Source organism: Microbacterium sp. Root553, from assembly GCF_001426995.1.
GTDB lineage: Bacteria > Actinomycetota > Actinomycetes > Actinomycetales > Microbacteriaceae > Microbacterium.
Genome location: NZ_LMFY01000001.1, coordinates 2458207 through 2475779 on the forward strand (window position 1 = coordinate 2458207; position 17573 = coordinate 2475779).

At 68.8% G+C, this 17573-nt stretch carries 17 protein-coding genes and 1 tRNA gene; 1 reads left to right on the forward strand and 17 read right to left on the reverse strand.

The genetic code is table 11. From position 1 onward, the window contains the following. Positions 1-2: 2 nt before the first annotated feature. Positions 3-623: an ANTAR domain-containing response regulator gene (locus ASD43_RS11480; protein WP_042536652.1), complete on the reverse strand. Its 621-nt coding sequence runs from the start codon at positions 621-623 to the stop codon at positions 3-5. 100 nt (positions 624-723) lie between these two features. Here ASD43_RS11480 and ASD43_RS11485 point away from each other — a divergent pair. Beyond that, a tRNA-Leu gene (locus ASD43_RS11485) sits at positions 724-806 on the forward strand. Positions 807-825: 19 nt separating this feature from the next. On the opposite strand, the gene ASD43_RS11490 is transcribed toward ASD43_RS11485, so the two are convergent. The 16 genes from ASD43_RS11490 to rpe form a co-directional block, all read right to left on the reverse strand. Next, a complete protein-coding gene (locus ASD43_RS11490) occupies positions 826-1317 on the reverse strand; it encodes a hypothetical protein (protein ID WP_056417522.1) in 492 nt (163 codons plus the stop codon). Positions 1318-1404: 87 nt separating this feature from the next. After that, a complete protein-coding gene (locus ASD43_RS11495) occupies positions 1405-2076 on the reverse strand; it encodes an esterase/lipase family protein (protein WP_056417524.1) in 672 nt (223 codons plus the stop codon). Between the two features lie 136 nt (positions 2077-2212). Beyond that, positions 2213-3664 (reverse strand): pyruvate kinase, encoded by a 1452-nt coding sequence (pyk, locus tag ASD43_RS11500; protein WP_056417527.1) that lies wholly within the window; start codon positions 3662-3664, stop codon positions 2213-2215. 56 nt (positions 3665-3720) lie between these two features. After that, on the reverse strand, positions 3721-5187 hold the full coding sequence (locus ASD43_RS11505) for a glutamate synthase subunit beta (protein WP_056417530.1): 1467 nt from the start codon (positions 5185-5187) through the stop codon (positions 3721-3723). Then, entirely contained in the window at positions 5180-9703 is a 4524-nt protein-coding gene (gene gltB / locus ASD43_RS11510; RefSeq protein ID WP_157551033.1) for a glutamate synthase large subunit, read from the reverse strand. Before gltB ends, ASD43_RS11505 begins: the two co-directional genes overlap by 8 nt. A gap of 135 nt (positions 9704-9838) precedes the next feature. After that, complete coding sequence (gene lgt / locus ASD43_RS11515; RefSeq protein WP_056417536.1) at positions 9839-10867, reverse strand: prolipoprotein diacylglyceryl transferase; 1029 nt, start codon at positions 10865-10867, stop codon at positions 9839-9841. 10 nt (positions 10868-10877) lie between these two features. Continuing rightward, positions 10878-11681 carry a tryptophan synthase subunit alpha gene (gene trpA, locus ASD43_RS11520; RefSeq protein ID WP_056417540.1) on the reverse strand — a complete coding sequence of 268 codons (804 nt, stop codon included), beginning with the start codon at positions 11679-11681 and terminating at the stop codon, positions 10878-10880. Continuing rightward, positions 11678-12979 (reverse strand): tryptophan synthase subunit beta, encoded by a 1302-nt coding sequence (gene trpB / locus ASD43_RS11525; protein WP_056417543.1) that lies wholly within the window; start codon positions 12977-12979, stop codon positions 11678-11680. Before trpB ends, trpA begins: the two co-directional genes overlap by 4 nt. Further along, positions 12979-13749, reverse strand: a complete 771-nt coding sequence (gene trpC / locus ASD43_RS11530) for an indole-3-glycerol phosphate synthase TrpC (RefSeq protein ID WP_056419553.1) — start codon at positions 13747-13749, stop codon at positions 12979-12981. The genes trpB and trpC overlap by 1 nt, the downstream gene beginning before the upstream one ends. Before the next feature lie 2 nt (positions 13750-13751). After that, a complete protein-coding gene (locus ASD43_RS11535; protein WP_056417546.1) occupies positions 13752-13997 on the reverse strand; it encodes an HGxxPAAW family protein in 246 nt (81 codons plus the stop codon). Between the two features lie 48 nt (positions 13998-14045). Further along, positions 14046-14636, reverse strand: coding sequence for a Trp biosynthesis-associated membrane protein (locus tag ASD43_RS11540; protein WP_056417547.1), 591 nt, complete (start codon positions 14634-14636; stop codon positions 14046-14048). Continuing rightward, the gene (hisI, locus tag ASD43_RS11545; protein ID WP_056417551.1) at positions 14633-14992 is read right to left on the reverse strand and encodes a phosphoribosyl-AMP cyclohydrolase; all 360 of its coding nucleotides are present in this window, start codon (positions 14990-14992) and stop codon (positions 14633-14635) included. The genes ASD43_RS11540 and hisI overlap by 4 nt, the downstream gene beginning before the upstream one ends. Next, positions 14989-15750 (reverse strand): imidazole glycerol phosphate synthase subunit HisF, encoded by a 762-nt coding sequence (hisF, locus tag ASD43_RS11550; RefSeq protein ID WP_056417554.1) that lies wholly within the window; start codon positions 15748-15750, stop codon positions 14989-14991. The genes hisI and hisF overlap by 4 nt, the downstream gene beginning before the upstream one ends. Continuing rightward, on the reverse strand, positions 15750-16592 hold the full coding sequence (gene hisG, locus ASD43_RS11555) for an ATP phosphoribosyltransferase (RefSeq protein ID WP_056417557.1): 843 nt from the start codon (positions 16590-16592) through the stop codon (positions 15750-15752). Before hisG ends, hisF begins: the two co-directional genes overlap by 1 nt. Positions 16593-16630: 38 nt before the next feature. After that, on the reverse strand, positions 16631-16894 hold the full coding sequence (locus tag ASD43_RS11560) for a phosphoribosyl-ATP diphosphatase (RefSeq protein WP_056417561.1): 264 nt from the start codon (positions 16892-16894) through the stop codon (positions 16631-16633). Beyond that, on the reverse strand, positions 16891-17571 hold the full coding sequence (rpe, locus tag ASD43_RS11565; protein ID WP_056417564.1) for a ribulose-phosphate 3-epimerase: 681 nt from the start codon (positions 17569-17571) through the stop codon (positions 16891-16893). Before rpe ends, ASD43_RS11560 begins: the two co-directional genes overlap by 4 nt. Between the last annotated feature and the right edge of the window lie 2 nt (positions 17572-17573).

The following is a 17573-nucleotide window of genomic DNA, read 5'->3' on the forward strand; positions in this document are numbered from 1 at the left end:
GACTACTTCTTCGGAGCCAGCTGCTCGATGATCGCCTTCGCGACGTCCTGCATCGTCAGACGACGGTCCATGGATGCCTTCTGGATCCAACGGAACGCCTCGGGCTCGGACAGGCCCATCTTCTCGTTCAGCAGACCCTTCGCGCGGTCGACGAGCTTGCGGGTCTCGAAGCGCTCGACCATGTCGGCGACCTCGGCCTCGAGCGTGATGATCTGCTCGTGGCGGGCGAGAGCGATCTCGATCGCCGGCAGCAGGTCGTTCGGCGTGAAGGGCTTGACCACGTACGCCAGGGCGCCGGCCTCACTGGCGCGCTCCACGAGCTCCTTCTGACTGAAGGCGGTCAGCAGCACCACGGGGGCGATGTTGCCCTTATGCAGCTTCTCGGCGGCGCTGATGCCGTCGAGCTGCGGCATCTTGACGTCCATGATCACCAGGTCCGGGCGCAGCTCGGTGGCCAGTGCCACGGCGGTCTCCCCGTCGCCGGCCTCACCGACGACATCGAAGCCGTTGTCGCGGAGGATCTCGACGATGTCGAGACGAATCAGCGACTCGTCCTCGGCGACGACGACGCGTCGGGGTGCGGATGACGTGGGCTGCTCGGCTGCCTGTTCTTGCTCGGTCACAGACCCATCCTAGTGGAGTGCGCCTGTGGCGTCCCCGATGACTCGACGCGCGATCGGGAGCACGGGTGCTCTGCGCTAAAGTCGAAGTCGCGACACACGAGCCGGCGTGGCGGAATGGCAGACGCGGAGCACTCAAAATGCTTTGTCCGAAAGGGCGTGTGGGTTCGAGTCCCACCGCCGGCACATCGAGGTCGGAGGCGACCTAGGAGATCGGCTGCACCGACGCGCGGATCCAGATCTCCCGGTCGATCAGCAGATACCGGTCGAGAGACGGACGCATGCAGCGCACGAACTCCTGCTCCGCGGCGGCGGGGTGATCCGCGAGGATCATGCCGTCCGGGATGCTCCCCCTGATGATCGCGTCGAGGTTCTCGTTCGTGGCCTCGACCGCCACTCCCCCGACCAGCACGGGCACATAGACCCCTCCGCGGTGGATCCGCTCGCCGCCCGGACCGAGGACCGTCGCGTCCGACCGTGTCTGGGCGAGGTAGGCGGGAACACAGGCGATCGCATCGTAGGTGCGGAAGCGACGCTTGAGCCGGTAGCGGATGCCGATGCTGCCGGGCCGCAGAGCCGGAAGCGCCACGTCGTCGCGATCGGGCGAGGGGAGGAACGCAGCAGGGGGCGCGCCGATCTCCGGACGCGGGCCGAGGAGGCGGTCGTCCACAGCAGGTTCGATGGTCAGGTCATCCATGATCGCGGTGCAGAGGCGGTGATCGCCACGGCACGTGCACCAGCGTAGTCGTCCGGAGGACGACGGCGCACCTGCCACCGCTGCGCGCTACCCCTCGGCGAGGGCGGCGACCTCGGCGAGGACCCGGGGGTCGGCGAGCACCCGGAAGTGTCCTCCGGTGTCGAGGCGCACGTTCTTGCGCGCCCCGTCGAGCTCGCTGCCCTCGGGGATGTGCGGATCGAAGCGGCCGAAGACCGACACGATGCGATCATTGAGATCACGGCGCGCGGCGAGCTCGAGGATCGACGGATGCGTCGGGGCGAGCGCCCACAGCGACCGCACGGGCAGGAGACGCGCGTAGCGGGATCCGCCGAAGGGCGTGGCCACCGCGACCATCGCACGCACCCGGAATCCCGCGGGCCCTGCCATCGCGAGCTTGCCTGCGAGTCCTCCCTTGCTGTGGGCGACCAGTATGACGTCGGTCAGACCCGACGCATCGAGGAACCCGGTCACAGCCTCGGCCGCCTCGCGGACCGGGCGCCGATTGCGCTCCAGGGCGTCGACGACGTGCACCGGATGGCCGCGGTCGTGGAGGGCGGTGATGAGCGGCTGCATGAACCGCCAGGTCTCATACACCCCGGGCAGGATGATGATCGGCACACCGTCGCCGCCTGAGAAGGACTCCGCGTCGCGGCGGTCGAACGCGGCTCGCACCTGCCAGTATCCGGCGTACAGGTAGTCGGCGATCCACCAGCCCGCCCGTCGCACCAGATCGATCATGTACCCCTCCGGCGCTGGACCGGCCGCATGCGCGGCACACTCGACGATACGTCCGCGGCGGCGGGTCGCGCATCGCCGCGTGGTACGACGACGGGGGCGGAACTCGCGTTCCACCCCCGTCGTCCGGTGCTGCGGGTCAGACCGTGGCTTCCTTGTAGATCGGCGCGGCGCCGTTCACGGCGTCTCCGACCTTGTGCACGCGGATGTCGTTGGTCGAGCCGACGATTCCGGGAGGGGAGCCCGAGATGACGACGACCTTGTCTCCCTCGGCGGCGAGGCCGTTCGAGAGCAGGTAGTCGTCGACCTGCAGATACATCAGGTCGGTGTGCTGGACCATGTCCACGAGAGTGGACCGGATGCCCCAGGTGAGCGCCATACGACGGCGGATGTCGGGCTCCGGCGTGAAGGCCAGCATCGGGATCCGCGAGCGCAGCCGCGACAGACGGCGAGCCGAGTCGCCCGACTGCGTGAACACGCAGAGGAACTTCGCCTCGACGAACTCCGCGACCTCGAGCGCGGCGAGCGTGATCGCCCCACCCTGAGTGCGCGGCTTCGTGGTGAGCTTGGCGATGCGCTCCAGGCCGTGCTCCTCGGTCGACTCGATGATGCGCGCCATGGTCTCGACGACCACCACGGGGTAGTCCCCCACGCTGGTCTCGCCCGACAGCATCACGGCGTCGGCACCGTCGAGCACGGCGTTCGCGACGTCGGAGGTCTCGGCGCGCGTCGGCACCGGGCTGTTGATCATCGACTCGAGCATCTGCGTCGCGACGATGACCGGCTTGGCCATGCGGCGGGCGAGCTCGACGGCGCGCTTCTGCACGATCGGCACGGCCTCGAGCGGAAGCTCGACACCGAGGTCGCCACGGGCGACCATGATCGCGTCGAAGGCATCGACGATTCCTTCGAGGGCGTCGACGGCCTGCGGCTTCTCGACCTTGGCGATGACGGGGACCTTGACGCCCTCCTCCGCCATGATCTCGTGCACGCGGGTGACGTCCTCCGCGTTGCGGACGAAGGACAGCGCGATCAGGTCGGCGCCGATGCGCAGACCCCAGCGGAGGTCATCCTCGTCCTTCTCGCTCAGAGCGGGGACGTTGACGGCGACACCGGGCAGGTTGATGCCCTTGTTGTTGGACACCGCGCCGGCGACGATCACGCGGGTGGTGACGGTGACCCCGTCGGTCTCGACGACCTCGACGCGGACCTTGCCGTCGTCGATCAGCAGGAAGTCACCGGGCTTGACGTCGTGGGGCAGACCCTTGAAGGTCGTTCCGGAGATCTCCTTGTTGCCGATGATGTCTTCGGTGGTGATCTTGAAGATGTCGCCCTTGGCGAGCTCGTAGGGGCCGTCCTCGAACTTGCCGAGGCGGATCTTCGGGCCCTGCAGGTCGACGAGGATCGCGACTGCACGACCGGCGTCGTCCGCCGCGCGACGCACGTTGGCGTAGTTGTTCTCGTGCACGGAGTAGTCACCGTGGCTCAGGTTCAGACGGGCGACGTCCACTCCGGCGTCGATGAGGGCACGGACGGTCTCATAGGTGGAGGTGGCGGGGCCCAGGGTGGCGACGATTTTCGCGCGTCTCAACAGAATGCTCCAGGGTAGTGGGGGATGGAAATCAGGCGACGGTGCCGCCGTTCAGCCTACGCGGGCTGAAGACCGATGGCGACCTCGTGCGGACGCACGGGCTCGGGCAGCACGGTGCTCCCCATGAGGAACCGGTCGACGTTCGCCGCGGCCGCACGGCCCTCGGCGATCGCCCAGACGATCAGCGACTGCCCGCGTCCGGCATCGCCGGCGACGAACACGCCGGGAATCGTGGACTCGTAGCTGTCGTCGCGACGGAACGCTCCGCGCTCGGTCAGCTGGGGCAGCGTCTCCTCGGTGAAGCCGTCCTGCTCCGGGCCGGTGAAGCCCATCGCGATGAGCACGAGGTCCGCGGGGATCTCGCGCTCCGTGCCGCTCTTGGGCACGCGACGTCCGTCGATGTACTCGGTCTCGGCGACGCGCAGAGCACGAAGCTCGCCCACGTCGTTCGAGAGGAACTCCACGGTGGAGGCGAGGAAGACCCGCTCTCCGCCCTCTTCGTGAGCGGAGGTGACCTCGAACAGAGTGGGCATCATCGGCCAGGGCTGGTGCCCGGGTCGCTCGGTGCCCGGCTGCACGCCGATCGCCAGGTTGGTGACGCTGAGTGCGCCCTGACGGTGCGCGGTGCCGATGCAGTCCGCACCGGTGTCGCCGCCGCCGATGACGATGACGTGCTTGCCCTCGGCGGTGATCTGCTCGGGGACCTTGTCGCCGGCGACCGCGTGGTTCGACTCGACCAGGTACTCCATCGCGAAGTGCACACCGTCGAGGTCGCGCCCGGGGATCGACAGGTCGCGGGGAACGGTCGCCCCCGTGGCGATCACGATCGCGTCGTAGCGGGCCCGGAGGTCGGACCAGGAGATGTCGCGTCCGATCTCCACACCGGCGCGGAAGCGCGTCCCCTCCTCCTGCATCTGACGCAGGCGGGACTCGAGCTGCCCCTTCTCCATCTTGAAATCGGGGATGCCGTACCGGAGCAGTCCGCCGATGCGGTCGTCGCGCTCGAACACCGCGACGGTGTGACCCGCACGAGTGAGCTGCTGCGCCGCAGCGAGTCCGGCGGGGCCGGAGCCGACGACGGCGACGGTCTTGCCCGTGAGGCGGGCGGGCGGCTGCGGCTCCACCCACCCCTTGGCGAAGGCCTCGTCGATGATCGAGACCTCGATCTGTTTGATCGTCACCGCGGGCTGGTTGATCCCCAGCACACACGAGCTCTCGCACGGCGCAGGGCAGAGACGCCCGGTGAACTCCGGGAAGTTGTTGGTCGCGTGCAGGCGATCGATCGCCGCCCGTCCCTCTCCTCGCCAGGTCAGGTCGTTCCACTCCGGGATCAGGTTGCCCAGCGGGCACCCCTGGTGGCAGAACGGCACACCGCAGTCCATGCAGCGGCCGGCCTGGCGCTTGAGGACCGCCTGATCGCCCTGCTCATAGACCTCTTTCCAGTCCATGATGCGCACGGGCACCGGCCGTCGCTGGGGAAGCTCACGCTCGGTGACCTTCAGAAAACCTTTGGGATCAGCCACCGGTCACCTCCAAGATGCGGTTCCAGACGATGTCGCCGTCAGGGTCGATGCCCTCCGCGACAGCTTCCTCGCGCATGCTGCGCACAGCCGCGTAGTCGCGAGGGAGCACCTTCGTGAACTGGCCGGCGGTCTCCTCGAACCTGGCCAGGATGTCGGAGCCGAGCGGCGACGCCGTCCGCTCCACGTGCTCGGCGACGAGACCGCGCAGCACCTCGAGGTCGGCACGGTCCAGGGGCTCGAGCCGGAGCTCGCCGCTGCCCAGGGACTGCGCGTTGACCTTGCCGGAGTCGAGCGAGTGGATGTACGCCACTCCCCCGGACATGCCGGCTCCGAGGTTGCGTCCGGTCGAGCCGAGGATCACGGCCACGCCGCCCGTCATGTACTCGAGCGCGTGATCTCCCACGCCCTCGACGACGGCGGTCGCCCCGGAGTTGCGCACCAGGAACCGCTCGCCGACGACGCCGGACAGGAACATCGTCCCCGCCGTCGCACCGTAGCCGATCACGTTCCCGGCGATCACGTTCTCGTGCGGTGCGATGTGCGCACCCCGAGAGGGACGGATCGAGATGTCTCCTCCGGACAGGCCCTTGCCGACGTAGTCGTTCGCGTCGCCCTCGAGCCGCAGCACGATGCCCGACGGCAGGAACGCCCCGAGGGACTGACCGGCGGTGCCGTTCAGGGTGACGTCGATCGTTCCCCTGGGCAGGCCGGCCGCGCCGTGGCGCGATGTGACCTGGTGGCCCAGCATCGTGCCCACCGCCCGCTCGGTGTTGGCGATGGGCAGTTCGACGACCACGGGCTCCCCGTTGAGGAGCGCCGGGGCGGCGATGTCGATCAGCTGGACGTCGAAGTGCTTCTCGAGCTCGTGATCCTGGGCGCGCCGGCTGCGGCGAGGCTCGCTCGCCGGGAACGCCGGCCCCTCGAGCACGGGGCTGAGGTCGAGTCCTTCGGCCTTCCAGTGCTCCAGAGCGGCATCCGCCTCGATCAGCTCCGCACGTCCGATGATCTCGTCGAGCGAGCGGAATCCGAGTTCCGCGAGGAGCTCGCGCACCTCCTCCGCGATGAACTCCATGAAGTTCACGACGAACTCGGGCTTTCCCGTGAAGCGCTCGCGCAGCGCGGGATTCTGCGTCGCGACCCCCACCGGGCAGGTGTCGAGGTGGCAGACGCGCATCATGATGCAGCCGCTCACCACGAGGGGCGCGGTCGCGAAACCGAACTCCTCGGCGCCGAGCAGAGCGCCGATGATGACGTCACGGCCGGTCTTGAGCTGACCGTCTACCTGCACCACCACGCGGTCGCGCATGCCGTTGAGCATGAGCGTCTGCTGCGTCTCGGCCAGGCCGAGCTCCCACGGCGTGCCGGCGTGCTTGAGCGAGTTCATCGGGCTCGCGCCCGTGCCGCCGTCGTGACCGGACACCAGGATGACGTCGCTGAGCGCCTTCGCCACACCGGCGGACACCGCCCCGATGCCCGACTGGCTGACGAGCTTGGTGTGGATCCGCGCCTCGGGATTCGCCCTCTTCAGATCGAAGATGAGCTGCTTGAGATCCTCGATCGAGTAGATGTCATGGTGCGGCGGCGGCGAGATGAGACCGACGCCCGGGGTGCCGCCGCGTGTGCGGGCGACCCACGGGTAGACCTTCTGCGGAGGCAGCTGACCGCCCTCGCCGGGCTTGGCGCCCTGGGCGAGCTTGATCTGGATGTCGTCGGCTTCGGTCAGGTAGAGGCTCGTGACGCCGAAGCGCCCCGACGCGACCTGCTTGATGGCGCTGCGCCGTTCGGGGTCGAGCAGTCGCTCGGCATCCTCGCCGCCCTCACCGGTGTTCGACTTGCCGCCGATCCGGTTCATCGCGATCGCGAGGGTCTCGTGCGCCTCCTTGGAGATCGAGCCGTAGCTCATCGCACCCGTCGAGAAGCGCTTGACGATCGCGGAGACCGGCTCCACCTCATCCAGCGGCACCGGCTTGCGGGTTCCGGTGCGCAGGCGGAACAGCCCGCGCAGCGTCTTGAGTTCCGCTGCCTGGTCGTCGACGAGCCGCGTGTAGTCGCGGAAGATGTCGTAACGGCGCTCGCGCGTGGCGTGCTGCAGCTTGAACACCGTCTCGGGATTGAACAGGTGCGGGGAGCCGTCACGTCGCCACTGGTACTCTCCCCCGGTCCACAGCCGCTCGTGCGCGCGGGCGGCCTCGTCCTCGGGGTAGGCGTAGTCGTGACGGGCCTGGTTCTCGAGGAAGATCTCCCCGATCCCGATGCCGCCGAGCTTCGACTCCGTGCGCGTGAAGTACCGGTCGATGAACTCCTCGCTCAGACCGACGGCCTCGAAGACCTGCGCCCCGGCGTAGGACGACACCGTCGAGATGCCCATCTTCGACATGATCTTCAGCACCCCCTTGCCGAGTGCGTAGATGAGGTTGCGGACCGCCTTCTCCGGGCTGATCCCGGTGATGTAGCCCGTGCGCACGAGGTGCTCCACCGTCTCCATCGCCAGATAGGGGTTCACGGCGGATGCGCCGTAGCCGATCAGGGTCGCGACATGGTGCACCTCGCGGACGTCCCCGGCCTCGACGATCAGACCCACCTTCATGCGGTTCTCGCGGCGGATCAGGTGGTGGTGCACCGCAGAGACCATGAGCAGCGACGGGATCGGGGTCAGATCCTTGTTCGAGTCCCGGTCCGACAGGATGATGAACTCGGCGCCGCTGGCGATAGCCTCGTCGACCTCTTCGCACATCTCGACGAGACGGTTCTCGAGCGTGTTCGAGCCGACGTCGAAGTGGTACAGGCCCTTGATGGTGACACTGGCGCGGTCGGGCAGCGCCTTGTCGATGTGGCGGATCTTCGCGAGCTCGTCGTTGTCGATCACCGGGAAGTCGAGCGACACGGTGCGCGTGTGATCGGGACCCCAGCTGAGCAGGTTGCTCTCGGGTCCGAGGCCGAGCTTGAGGCTCGTGACGACCTCTTCGCGGATCGAGTCGAGCGGCGGGTTCGTGACCTGCGCGAACTGCTGCGTGAAGTAGTCGAACAGCAGGCGCGGGCGCTTGCTGAGCACAGCGATAGGGGTGTCGGAGCCCATCGCACCAAGCGGCTCGACGCCGGTCTGCCCCATCGGGGTCAGCAGCAGGCGGACCTCTTCCTCGGTGTATCCGAAGGTGCGCTGGCGGCGGGTGATCGAAGCCGGCGGGTGCACGATGTGCTCGCGCTCGGGGAGATCCGCGAGACGGACGGATCCGGCATCCAACCACTCCTGCCACGGATGCAGGGTCGCGAGGTCGTGCTTGATCTCGTCGTCCTCGATGATGCGCTGCTGCGCCGTGTCGACGAGGAACATCTTTCCGGGCTGCAGACGTCCGCGACGCTTGATGCGCTCCGGCTCGAACGTGAGCACACCGGTCTCGGAGCCGATCACGATGAGCCCGTCGGTGGTCTCGGTCCAGCGCCCGGGGCGCAGGCCGTTGCGGTCGAGGGTCGCGCCCACGACGGTGCCGTCGGTGAAGATCAGCGCCGCCGGGCCGTCCCACGGCTCCATCTGGTTCGAGTGGTACTCGTAGAACGACCGCAGCTCGGGCGAGATGTCGGACTGCTTCTCATATGCCTCGGGGACCATCATCATGATGGCGTGCGGCAGGCTGCGACCGGTGAGGGTGAGCAGCTCGAGCACCTCGTCGAATGACGCAGAGTCGCTGGCGCCGTCGGTGCAGATGGGCAGCAGCGGCGCCACGTCGCCGAGCAGCTCGGACTCGAGCTGGGACTGGCGTGCCCGCATCCAGTTGCGGTTGCCGCCGACCGTGTTGATCTCGCCGTTGTGCGCGAGCATGCGCAGCGGCTGCGCGAGGGGCCACGAGGGGAACGTGTTCGTCGAGTACCGCGAGTGCACCACGGCGAGCTCCGACATGAAGCGCTCGTCCTGCAGATCGGGGTAGAACGGTTCGAGCTGCAGAGTCGTGACCATGCCCTTGTACCCGAGCGTGCGGGCGGAGAGCGACACGAAGTAGGCGCCGAGCTCGTGACCGGCGCGCTTGCGCAGCCGGTAGGCGACGCGATCGAGCGCGATGCCGGTGAGCGGTGCGTCGGAGTGGGTCGCTCCCCCGGCGCTCACGAAGAGCTGCTCGAAGGCGGGACGCGCCTCGTCGGCGAGCTTGCCGAGATTGTCGTTGACCGTGGGGACCTCGCGCCAGCCGAGGACGCGGAGTCCCTCGCCGCGGGCGATCTTCTCGATCCCCGCCTTCTGCTGACGGCGCTCGCTGGAATCGCGCGGCAGGAACGCGAGCCCCGCGGCGTACTCGCCGACCGGAGGGAGCTCGAAGTCGGTGACGGCGCGCAGGAAGGCGTCGGGCATCTGGGTCAGGATGCCCGCTCCGTCGCCGGTGCCTGCATCCGAGCCGATGGCGCCGCGGTGCTCGAGGTTGCGCAGCGCCTGCAGCGCCAGCGCGATGATGTCGTGACCGGCTTCACCGCGCAGGGTGGCGACCATCGCGAGGCCGCAGGCATCCTTCTCGAACGCCGGGTTGTACATGCCCTGCTTGGGCGGATAGGCGCCGGAGGCGCCGTAGGGAGGCTGAAAATACACCAGTACCGTCCTCAGATCTGCAGATGACCCGGGGACGTCATTGGCCGGGTGGATGTGATGGGGTCCGCACGGACCGGTCGGCTACCGCGTGCCTTCCGTGTCCGTGGGAGCGGTGCTTGTGGCGCTGGCTCCTGCGGCGACTTCTTCGGACGGAGGCTCACTCACGTCCACGAAATCGGAGGGATTGTTCTGCGATTCTACATCAGCGTCCAGATCCTTCCGTCCGCGGCCGGGCTGGTACGCGGACGGCTCGAGACCGGGGTGACGGAGCGACTGGACGACGAGGATGGCGAGGCCGACGACGATGCCGAGGATCGCTGCCCAGACGTTGCTGCGAAGGCCGAGGATGATCTCGCTCGGATCGATGCGGATCGACTCCCAGACGACGCGGCCGGCGCTGTACCAGATGAGGTAGATCGCGAACAGGCGACCCCACTGCAGCGAGGTGGCCTTGCGGCTCAGCCACAGCAGCACGATCACGCCGAGGCCGTTCCAGAGGACCTCGTACAGGAACGTCGGGTGGAACAGTGTGCCCTCGGGGAGGCCGGGAGGGAATGCGGAGTTGTCGGAGGGGATCTCGAGGCCCCACGGCAGATCGGTCGGCAGACCGTAGAGCTCCTTGTTGAACCAGTTGCCGAAGCGGCCCATCGCCTGGGCGAGCAGCAGGCCGGGCGCGAGCGCGTCGGCGAAGGTCCAGAAGCGGATGCCGGTCCACCGGCATCCCAGGTACGCCCCCACGGCGCCGCCGATGAGCGCACCGAAGATGGCGATGCCGCCCTCCCAGATGGCCCAGACCGAACCGGGTTCGAACGGGTTCCAGGTGTTCTTGCCCTCGCCGAAGTAGAAGTTCGGGTGGGTGAGCACGTGGAAGATGCGAGCGCCGATGATGGCGATCGGCACGGCGAGGATCGAGATGTCGATGACGACCCACGGCTCGGCGCCACGCCGGGTCAGGCGGTGGTTGGTGAGCAGCACGGCGGCGATGATGCCGGCGATGATGCAGAGCGCGTAGAAGTGGATCCGGAGCGGGCCGAGGTCGATGTACGAGACGGGAGGGCTCGGGATGCTGGCGAGCACGCCGGTGAAGGTGCTGTGGAGCGCGAGGGACATGATTGCGATTCTAGTTCTCGTGTACGGGGCGTGCCGACGACGTGCCGGAGGCCAGGTTTCGGGTGACTTCGGCGAGAGCGGGGATGCCGCCGTCGCGCAGTGCGCGGACGAGCGCGGTGCCGACGATCGCGCCGTCGGCGTACTCGGAGACACCGGCGATCTGCTCGGCGGTCGAGATGCCGATGCCGACGCAGGCGCGCAGATCGCCGTGCTCGCGCAGGCGGGCGACGAGGGTGCGCGCCGCACGGTCGAGCTCGGTGCGCTCACCCGTGATCCCCATGGTCGACACGGTGTACACGAACCCGGTGGACGACTTCACGACGAGGCCGAGGCGCTCGTCTGTGGAGGTGGGGGCCGCGAGGAACACGCGGTCGAGTCCGGTGCGCTCGCTGGCGGCGATCCACTCCCCCGCGACGTCCGGCGTGATGTCGGGAGTGATGAGACCGGCACCGCCGGCGGCGAGCAGATCGTCGGCGTACCGGTCGACGCCGTACTGGAAGACGGGGTTCCAGTACGTCATCACGAGCACGGGCACGTCGGTGGCCTCGGTGATCGCCCGTACGGCGGTGAACAGGTCCTTCATCTTGAACCCGTTGGCGAGTGCGGCGGTGGTCGCCTCCTGGATGACCGCGCCGTCCATCACGGGATCGCTGTAGGGCGGCCCGAGTTCGATGATGTCGACGCCGTTCTTCGCGAGCGCGATGGCCGCCTGGATGCTCGTCTCGAGGTCGGGGTACCCGACCGGCAGATAGCCGACGAAGGCGCTCCGGCCTGCCCGGTGTGCGGCGGCGATCGCCTGTTCGACGCGACTCACAGCTCCGGCTCCCCCTTCGAGGCGGCCTGCTCGGCGGCGCTCTCCTCGGTGACGTCGTGCGCGAGGGCCTCGGCGTCGTACAGGTCGAAGTACCGGGCCGCCGTGTCCATGTCCTTGTCGCCGCGGCCCGAGAGGCAGATCGCCAGCACCGCGTCGGGACCCATCTCACGACCGAGGCGCAGAGCGCCGGCGAGGGCGTGCGCGGACTCGATCGCGGGGATGATGCCCTCGGTGCGGCTGAGCAGGCGCAGGGCCTGCATCGCCTCGTCGTCGGTGGCGGGGATGTACTCCGCGCGGCCGATGTCGGCGAGCCAGGAGTGCTCGGGGCCGACACCCGGGTAGTCGAGACCGGCCGAGATCGAGTGCGACTCGGTCGTCTGCCCGTCGTCGTCCTGCAGCACGTAGGTCTTCGCGCCGTGCAGGATTCCGGGACGTCCTCGTTCGATCGATGCCGCGTGGCGTGGTGTGTCGACGCCGTCGCCTGCTGCTTCGACGCCGTAGAGCTTCACGCCCTCGTCATCGAGGAACGCATCGAACATGCCGATCGCGTTCGAGCCTCCGCCGACGCAGGCGATCACGGCGTCGGGCAGTCGCCCGGTCTCGTCGAGCAGCTGCTGACGGGCCTCTTCGCCGATGATCTTCTGGAAGTCGCGCACCATCGCGGGGAACGGATGGGGCCCGGCCGCGGTGCCGAAGATGTAGTTGGTGGTCTCGACCGACGCGACCCAGTCGCGGTAGGCGTCGTTGATCGCATCCTTGAGCGTGCGCGACCCCGAGGTGACGGGCACGACCTCTGCGCCGAGCAGACGCATGCGGGCGACGTTGAGAGCCTGACGCTCTGTGTCGACCTCGCCCATGTAGATCGTGCACTCCAGGCCGAACAGGGCGGCGGCGGTCGCCGTCGCGACACCGTGCTGACCGGCGCCGGTCTCGGCGATCACGCGGGTCTTGCCGAGCCGCCTGGTCAGCAGCGCCTGTCCGAGCACGTTGTTGATCTTGTGCGATCCGGTGTGATTGAGGTCTTCGCGCTTGAGGAAGACACGGGCGCCGCCCGCGTGCTCCGCGAACCGCGCGACCTCGGTCAGCGGTGACGGGCGTCCTGCGTAGGAGCTCAGCAGCGAGGCCAGCTCGTCGCGGAACGCCGGGTCGACGATCGCCTCGGCGTACGCCGCCGAGAGCTCGTCGATCGCGGCGATCAGCGATTCCGGCATGTAGCGCCCGCCGTACTCGCCGAAGAGAGGTCCGTGCTGGTCGCGCAGACTGCCTCCGGCCGTCGTTGCTCGCTCGGTGGGATGCATCACGCCTCCAGGAAGCTCGTGAGGGTGGCGACCGGGTCGCCCGTGACGAGGGCTTCTCCGATCAGGACGACGTCGGCACCCGCGGAGCGGTAGTGCGTGACGTCTGCGGGGGTGAGCACCGCGGACTCGGCGATCTTGATCGCGGAGTCCGGGATGCGCTCGACGAGGCGGCCGAAGAGGTCGCGGTCGAGTTCGAGAGTGGTGAGATCGCGGGCGTTGACACCGATCAGCGGAGCGCCGAGGTCGATGGCCGCTTCGAGCTCATCGGCCGAGTGGGTCTCGACGAGCGGCGTCATGCCGAGTTCGGTGATGAAGTCGAACAGGTCGTGCAGCACCTGCGGTTCGAGGCCGGCGACGATGAGCAGCACCAGGTCGGCACCGGCCGCGCGAGCCTCGAGGACCTGGTAGCGGTTCGCGATGAAGTCCTTGCGGAGCACCGGCAGCGTCACGCGGGCGGTGACGGCCTCGAGATCGGCGAGACTGCCGCCGAAGCGGCGTTCCTCGGTGAGGACGCTGATCGCCGAGGCGCCGCCGGTCTCGTAGAGCGAAGCCTGCAGCGCGGGGTCGGGGATCTCGGCCAGGGCGCCGCGCGACGGGCTCGCGCGCTTGACCTCGGCGATGATCTTGACGCGGTCGGCCGGGGCGAGGAAGGCGAGCGCATCCTTGGCGGCAGGGCGCGCGAGAGCGTCGCGCTCCACCTCGGACATCGGCCGGGTGAGGGCTCGACGTTCCGCGTCTGCGACTGCGCCGGCCGTGAGGTCGGCGAGCACCATTAGTGCGCCTTCGGCGAGTACTTGGGGCCCTTCACGCCGTATCCGGCGCGGGCGACGAGCCATCCTGCCAGCGCGCCGAGCGGGACGATCGCGGCGCCGACCCAGATGATCGGGATCCACACGGGGCTGAACACGGCGAGGCAGAACGCCAGGGTGCCGATCGTGAAGCCGGCGAGCATGATGATCACGCCTGTCCATGCGGCGGGCGAGTGTCCGTGGCCGGGGTCAGCGATCGGGTTGGTCATGGTCTCCTCCGGGGGACGACGTGCAGGATCTCATTCAGTCTATCGGGGTCAGCGCGTGGGGTCGGTTCCGCGGGACAGGTCGTCCCACGAGTCGATCGCGTCGACGGGACCCGATGCCGACTCGACGTGCGCGGCATCGGTGCGGTACCGGCGTCCGCCGGACTTCCAGCGACGCCAGGTCACGAGCACCAGCAGCGACGCCGCGAGCAGTACGACCCAGCCGATCAGCGTCACCACCGGCCACGACGAGAGTTCGATCCCCGCGACCAGATCGGCGATCGCCGCGCTGCCGGCGAGCCCTGTCGTCTCGGTCACCGTGCCGCCGACTGCGGCCAGCGGTTCCGACACCAGCAGCTGCAGGGTGCTCCAGCCGAGGAACAGGGCCGCCGCGGTGGAGAGCACGCCGAACACGAGACGGACGACGGGGCCGACGATCGAGAGCGCGATGCCGAGTGCGAGCACGGCGAGGCTCAGGGGCGCGAGCAGCGGGAGGGCCGCCGCACCGGGTACGAGGATCGCCTCCGCGGCATCCGCCCGCTCTACGGTCAGCCAGGTCTGGGTCGACGAGATGATCCCGACAGCCCCCGACAGGAGGAAGCCGGATACCGCGATCGAACGGCCGCGTGTCGCGAGGGTCATGCGGATGCGCCCCCGTCGACGGCCTGGAGGTCTGTCGAGTCGAAGCAGGTGCGCGTCCCGGTGTGGCACGCGGGGCCCGACTGGTCGACGCGCAGCAGGATCGCATCGCCGTCGCAGTCCAGGCGCGCCTCGTGCACGATCTGGATGTGCCCGGAGGTGTCGCCCTTGCGCCAGTACTCCTGACGGGAACGTGACCAGTAGACGGCGCGTCCCGTCGTGAGGGTCCTGCGCAGCGCCTCGGCGTCGACCCACGCCAGCATGAGCACCTCGGCGGTGTCCCACTGCTGCACGATCACGGGAGCGAGCCCATCGCCGTTGAAGGCGACCTGCGCGATCCGCTGCTCGACGTCGCTCATCGGACCAGCACCCCCTCCGCGCGCAGCGCGGCCTTGACATCGCCGACGGTGAGCGCTCCCGTGTGGAACACGCTCGCGGCGAGAACCGCATCGGCGCCTGCCTTGATGGCAGGCGCGAAATCGGACACGGCGCCCGCGCCGCCTGACGCGATGATGGGCACGGATGCCGCTTCGCGCATCACCGTCACGAGCTCCAGGTCGAAGCCGTCGCGGGTGCCGTCGGCGTCTATCGAGTTGACGAGCAGTTCGCCCGCCCCGCGCTCGGCGGCCTCGCGCGCCCAGTCGATCGCATCGAGAGTGGTCCGGGTGCGGCCGCCGTGCGTGGTGACCACGAAGCCGGAGGGAGTCGTGTCGGCGCGCTTGACATCGAGAGAGAGCACGAGAACCTGAGCGCCGAAGCGGTCGGCGATCTCGCCGATCAGCTCGGGGCGCGCGATCGCCGCCGAGTTCACGCCCACCTTGTCGGCTCCGACGGCGAGCAGCCGTGACACGTCATCGACGCTGCGCACCCCGCCGCCGACCGTCAGCGGCACGAACACCTGCTCCGCCGTGCGCTGCACCACGTCGTACGTGGTCGCACGGGCATCGACCGTGGCGGTGACATCGAGGAAGGTGATCTCGTCTGCGCCCTGCGCCGCATAGTGGCGGGCGAGCTCGACGGGATCTCCCATGTCGCGCAGGTTCTCGAAGTTCACACCCTTGACCACGCGGCCCTCGGCGACATCCAGACACGGGATGACGCGACTCGCGAGCGCCATCAGAGCCTCGCGTTGTGGATCGCCGTGACCAGGATCGCTCGGGCGCCCAGGGCGTAGAGAGCGTCCATCACGGGATTGACCCGCGAACGCGCCACCATCACGCGCACGGCGACCCATTCCGGGTCGCGCAGCGGCGAGACCGTGGGCGACTCGATGCCCTCGGCGATCTCGACGGCGGCATCGAGCAGAGCGAGGGGCAGGTCGTAGTCGATCATCACGAACCGGCGGGCGACCATCACCCCGCGCAGGCGACGCAGCAGGGTCTCGGATCCGTCGGCATCGTGCGGACCGGCGATCAGCACGGCCTCCGACTGCAGGATCACGGGGCCGAACACGTCGAGGCCGGCCTGCCGGAGCGTCGTCCCGGTCTCGACGACGTCCGCGACGGCGTCGGCGACGCCGAGGCGCACCGCCGATTCGACGGCGCCGTCGAGGGGCACGAGATCGACGGCGATGCCCCGCTCGTCGAGGAACGCGTCGACCAGCCCGGGGTACGACGTGGCGATGCGCAGCCCGTCGAGTTCGGAGACATCGCTGTAGCGACCGGACGGCGCCGCGAAGCGGAAGGTGGAGCCGGCGAAGCCGAGCGCCTCGATCTCCCTGGCACCCGGCATGCGGGCATCGAGAAGAAGGTCACGGCCGGTGATGCCGACATCGATCGCCCCCGACCCGACGTAGGTCGCGATGTCCTTGGGACGCAGGTAGAAGAACTCGACGTCGTTGTCGCCGTCGACGACGTGGAGGGTCTTGGGGTCACGGCGACCGGTGTAGCCGGCCTCCGCGAGCATGTCGGCGGCGGTCTCGGAGAGAGAGCCCTTGTTGGGAACAGCAATGCGTAGCATGAGATGCCTTCAGATCGAAGCGAATGGGGCGGAGCGCTTCACAGATGTCGGTAGACGTCCTGCAGGCTGAGCCCCTTCGCGATCATCATCACCTGCACGTGGTAGAGCAGCTGGGAGATCTCTTCGGCGGCGGCGTCGTCGGACTCGTACTCGGAGGCCATCCAGACCTCGGCGGCCTCCTCGACGATCTTCTTGCCGATCGTGTGCACGCCGCCGTCGAGCTCCGCGACCGTGCCCGATCCCTCGGGTCGGGTCTCCGCCTTGACGCTGAGCTCGGCGAACAGCTCGTCGAAAGTCTTCACGATTCCAGGCTAGCGGCTCTGGCGCGGTCCCTGAGCCGGGTGACGGCCGCCTCGACGTCATCCGCGCCGTAGACCGCGGACCCGGCGACGAAGGTGTCGGCACCGGCGGCAGCGGCCTCCTCGATCGTCGCGTCGGAGATCCCCCCGTCGACCTGCAGCCAGACGGTCGAGCCCCGTCGCTTCGCCTCCTCCGCGAGGGCGCGCAGCTTGGGCATGGTCTCGGACATGAATCCCTGGCCGCCGAAACCCGGCTCCACGGTCATCACGAGGATCTGGTCGAACTCCTCGAGGACGCTGTACAACCCCTCCGCGGGCGTGTCGGGCTTGATGGCGACGCCCGCGCGGGCTCCGATGTCGCGCAGCCTCCTGGCGAGCGAGATCGGGTCTGCGGCGGCCTCGAGATGGAAGGTCACACTCGCGGCCCCCAGCTCGGCGTAGGCGGGGGCCCAGCGCTCCGGATCGGTGATCATGAGGTGCACGTCGAGCGGGATCGGGCTGGTCGCCTGGATCCGCTCCACCATCTGCGGGCCGAACGTGAGGTTGGGCACGAAGTGGTTGTCCATCACGTCGACGTGCGCGAAGTCCGCCGACGCGATCCTGGCGAGGTCACGCTGCATGTTGACGAAGTCGGCGGCCAGGATGCTGGGGTTGATGCGCGGGGCGCGGGGCAGGTCCACGT

Coding starts and splice junctions, on each gene's coding strand:
- hisG (WP_056417557.1), bottom strand. CDS start 16,592: ATGCTACGCATTGCTGTTCCCAACAAGGGCTCTCTCTCCGAGACCGCC.
- hisI (WP_056417551.1), bottom strand. CDS start 14,992: ATGAGCGACGTCGAGCAGCGGATCGCGCAGGTCGCCTTCAACGGCGAT.
- ASD43_RS11540 (WP_056417547.1), bottom strand. CDS start 14,636: ATGACCCTCGCGACACGCGGCCGTTCGATCGCGGTATCCGGCTTCCTC.
- gltB (WP_157551033.1), bottom strand. CDS start 9,703: ATGTACAACCCGGCGTTCGAGAAGGATGCCTGCGGCCTCGCGATGGTC.
- ASD43_RS11495 (WP_056417524.1), bottom strand. CDS start 2,076: ATGATCGATCTGGTGCGACGGGCGGGCTGGTGGATCGCCGACTACCTG.
- ASD43_RS11535 (WP_056417546.1), bottom strand. CDS start 13,997: ATGACCAACCCGATCGCTGACCCCGGCCACGGACACTCGCCCGCCGCA.
- hisF (WP_056417554.1), bottom strand. CDS start 15,750: ATGGCGCTCGCGAGTCGCGTCATCCCGTGTCTGGATGTCGCCGAGGGC.
- ASD43_RS11490 (WP_056417522.1), bottom strand. CDS start 1,317: ATGGATGACCTGACCATCGAACCTGCTGTGGACGACCGCCTCCTCGGC.
- trpB (WP_056417543.1), bottom strand. CDS start 12,979: ATGCATCCCACCGAGCGAGCAACGACGGCCGGAGGCAGTCTGCGCGAC.
- lgt (WP_056417536.1), bottom strand. CDS start 10,867: ATGTCCCTCGCGCTCCACAGCACCTTCACCGGCGTGCTCGCCAGCATC.